Consider the following 2,073-nt stretch of genomic DNA (forward strand, 5'->3'; position numbering starts at 1 on the left):
CACCAAGGGAGTGCCTTCCTCTCGAGAGAACTTTGGACCTTCGCAAGCCCAAGTTTCCCTTACAGGACAGGCACTTCCTCCATGCACAGATCAGTTTGAATCACATCGGATGACTGGTCGAGGCTAGAATGCGCCCACGGGCGGCGTCCAATGGTTTTCAGAACGGGACTTGCACAGCCAGGAGGCCATCGCCAGGCGCGCGACCGGACAGGATGCGGCAGAACTGGATCGCGTCCAGCCGCAGTTCCGGCCCGCCGCGGGTCCACTCGCCGCCCGCCGGGCCGGACAGCAGCAGCGTGAACGGTTGCCCGTACCTGCCCGCCCACTCCTCGACGACGTCGGCGACGAGCACGCCGTCGTGCTCAGCAGTGAGCACCGGTGTGCTGCCCACCGCGCGATGGATGTCCATCCGGTGCATCCACGGGTCACGTGTCAGGATCACGTCCATCACGTAGGCCACCGTCCACTTCTCGGCGTGCTCGGTGCCGCTGGACACGGCCGCGCGGCGGAGCAGGCTGGGGACGCGACGCCGAGCGCGCGCCGCTTTCGGTGCCACAGCGGCGAAACGCGTGACGACCTCAGCCGCGCTCAGGTGGGCTTGCTCCTCGACCTGGAGAGCCGTCAGCGCATCGATGAGGACGCCGCCGCGCTTGCGGGCAGCGCGCTGCTGGCGCGCGCTCTCGAGCGGGGAGGCCGCCATCTCGGCCATCCCCAAGGCGTGCCCGGCCATCGCGCGCACGTCCCACCCAGGGCACTCCGTGGGTGTCGCCCACTCATCGGGGGTGAGGGTTCGCAGCACGTCGACGAAACGCTGGTACTCGGTCTCGGCGAGCCGTGCGGCCGTCGGGCGGTCCAGGGCCGGTCTGCGGGGCGCGGTCTTGGTCATGGTGGTCATCAGGTGCTCCTCTGTTTGCTCCTCAGTGGCGGGCCGGGCAGGCCCAGGTGGTCGGCGAACATGTCCATCGCGCGAGGGAGCAGCCGTCGCCACCGGTCGCCCCCGGGATCGTTGGCCAGCTGGGAATCGACAAGGCCGCCGACCAGCGACACATACAGATCCACGGCCTCGGGTTGGGCCACGCCGAGCCGGTGGAGCACCTCGCGCAGTCGCTCCAGGGTGGCGACCGACGGCGCGTAGGACTCCGGGCTCGGCTGGAAGCCCGGGATCACCCGCTGGTTCATCAGCTGGAACCGGGCGAGGTCGGCCACGGCGAAGTCGAAGAAGGCCTCGGACATGGCCAGCAGCGCCACCCTTGGAGCTTTCGGCAGGCTCGCCGTCCGCTCAAGGGTGACCTGCAGGAACTCCGACCAGGCCGCGCCGAACATCGTGTCGTAGATCGCGTTCTTGGACGCGAAATGGGTATAGAGCGACGGTGAGCTCATTCCGACTCGTGCGGCGACCTGGCGCAGCGTCACCGACGACAGGCCCTCGGCGCGCGCGATCTCCCACGCGGCTTCGACGATCTCCCGCCGCGTTGCCTCACGCCGTTCGGCTTGCCTATCACGATTAGGTAGAACGCTCATAGTTAGGCAGCCTCCGCCTGGAGGCGGGCAATGTCAAGGGTGGTTCAGGCGCTCGGTGAGGTCGTCGAGCGTCGGCACGAACCACAGGTGCGTCCCGCGGTTGGACTCGCGGACGAAGGACGCCATGGCCTCGCTGCGGGCGATGTGCTCGGCCATGTCGCCCAGCACGACCACGCGCATCCGGTAGTTGACGAATTTCTGGACGATCTCGCCCGCGACCCGGGTGCTCAGGACGAAGAAGTCGTCGGCGAACCGGGCCGTGGGGATGACGATCATACCCACGTCCTGTCCCCAGAGTTCGCCGAGGAGGTCCGTGGCGTCGGTGTCGCGGGCCAGCGCCGGGCCGTCGGCGGCGCACACGGCCAGGGAGACGTCGTTGACCGTCATCATGGTGATCACGCGAAGACGTTAAGGGCACGTAGTGTATCAAGTCAGTGCGGGTCGGGCGTGTCGGATCGTGGGTGAAGGGTGTAGTTCCAGTCGGCGTGCCAGGCGTTGCGGCTGATCGGGAGGTCTTTCATCTGCCGGTTGCTGATCTTGACTCCGGTGGGA

At 67.6% G+C, this 2,073-nt stretch carries 3 protein-coding genes; all 3 read right to left on the bottom strand.

Annotation, left to right across the window (positions count from 1 at the left end):
• Positions 1 to 157 precede the first annotated feature (157 nt).
• The 3 genes from ACRDSQ_RS10020 to ACRDSQ_RS10030 are packed head-to-tail and all read right to left on the bottom strand — an operon-like array spanning position 158 to position 1,911.
• The gene (locus ACRDSQ_RS10020; protein ID WP_431420571.1) at positions 158 to 895 is read right to left on the bottom strand and encodes a maleylpyruvate isomerase family mycothiol-dependent enzyme; all 738 of its coding nucleotides are present in this window, start codon (positions 893 to 895) and stop codon (positions 158 to 160) included.
• On the bottom strand, positions 895 to 1,521 hold the full coding sequence (locus ACRDSQ_RS10025) for a TetR/AcrR family transcriptional regulator (protein WP_431420572.1): 627 nt from the start codon (positions 1,519 to 1,521) through the stop codon (positions 895 to 897). The genes ACRDSQ_RS10020 and ACRDSQ_RS10025 overlap by 1 nt, the downstream gene beginning before the upstream one ends.
• A 33-nt stretch (positions 1,522 to 1,554) precedes the next feature.
• On the bottom strand, positions 1,555 to 1,911 hold the full coding sequence (locus ACRDSQ_RS10030; protein ID WP_431420573.1) for a DUF4180 domain-containing protein: 357 nt from the start codon (positions 1,909 to 1,911) through the stop codon (positions 1,555 to 1,557).
• Between the last annotated feature and the right edge of the window lie 162 nt (positions 1,912 to 2,073).

The organism is Actinokineospora sp., assembly GCF_050699995.1.
GTDB lineage: Bacteria > Actinomycetota > Actinomycetes > Mycobacteriales > Pseudonocardiaceae > Actinokineospora.